Origin of the sequence: Vibrio sp. 10N.222.49.C9 (genome assembly GCF_041474985.1) — a bacterium.
Classification (GTDB): domain Bacteria; phylum Pseudomonadota; class Gammaproteobacteria; order Enterobacterales; family Vibrionaceae; genus Vibrio; species Vibrio crassostreae_C.
This window is the reverse complement of record NZ_JBFRVD010000769.1, coordinates 1-342: the sequence shown is the minus strand read 5'-3', so window position 1 is coordinate 342 and position 342 is coordinate 1. Positions and strand designations below refer to the sequence as shown.

Annotated in this window: 1 protein-coding gene; it reads left to right on the top strand. The window is 49.4% G+C overall.

The features are described 5' to 3' along the window. The coding region (locus AB4585_RS25510) for a beta-ketoacyl synthase N-terminal-like domain-containing protein (RefSeq protein ID WP_372171576.1) at window positions 1-342 on the top strand (342 nt) is incomplete at both ends.

The window sequence follows — 342 nt, the reverse complement described above, 5'->3', positions numbered from 1 at the left end:
TGCCTACAGTGTGACACGCGCTTGTGCGACCAGTTTTCAAGCGACAGCGAATGTTGTAGAGTCGATTCTCGCAGGTAATATCGAGGTGGGCATTGCTGGTGGCGCAGACTCATCATCAGTGTTACCAATTGGCGTGACCAAATCTCTAGCCTCAAATCTCTTAGCGCTGAGCAAAGCTCGCTCGCTATCACAAAAGCTCAAAATCGTAAGCAGCTTCAAGATGAAAGACTTGATGCCTGTGCCTCCCGCTGTTGCTGAATACTCTACCGGATTGTCGATGGGACAAACGGCAGAGCAAATGGCAAAGACCCATTCTATCTCTCGACAGGATCAAGATGCCTT